The sequence below is a fragment of the Pseudohalocynthiibacter sp. F2068 genome, assembly GCF_023015645.1.
Taxonomy (GTDB): Bacteria; Pseudomonadota; Alphaproteobacteria; order Rhodobacterales; family Rhodobacteraceae; genus Pseudohalocynthiibacter; species Pseudohalocynthiibacter aestuariivivens.
Genome location: NZ_JALKAK010000045.1, coordinates 1 through 331, shown reverse-complemented (window position 1 = coordinate 331; position 331 = coordinate 1). Strand labels below are relative to the sequence as shown.

Below are 331 nucleotides of genomic sequence, written 5' to 3'. Positions count from 1 at the left end.
GATCAACTGCTGTTCCTACATGCGAAGATCCTGCGGCATTCGCGGCATATGACGCAGATTGCCAAAAGCGAGAAACGCGTTGCGTTGTTGCGGACGATACCCGGTGTCGGACCGATCACAGCATCAGCAATCGTTGCGACGGTCGGCAGCGGCGAGCAGTTCAGCAACGGCAGAGAGTTTGCCGCCTGGTTGGGACTGACACCGCTCAATAGATCAAGTGGCGGAAAGGAGCGCTTGGGCCACATCTCGAAGATAGGAGATCAATACATACGCCGTTTGTTGGTCCTGGGCATGACGTCCCGCATTCGGTCGATCAGGTCGGAGCCAAAAA

1 protein-coding gene is annotated in these 331 nt (G+C 56.2%); it reads left to right on the top strand.

Going from position 1 to position 331, the window contains the following annotated elements:
• On the top strand, positions 1 to 331 hold a 331-nt coding region (locus tag MWU63_RS20335; protein ID WP_247079830.1), incomplete at both ends, for a transposase.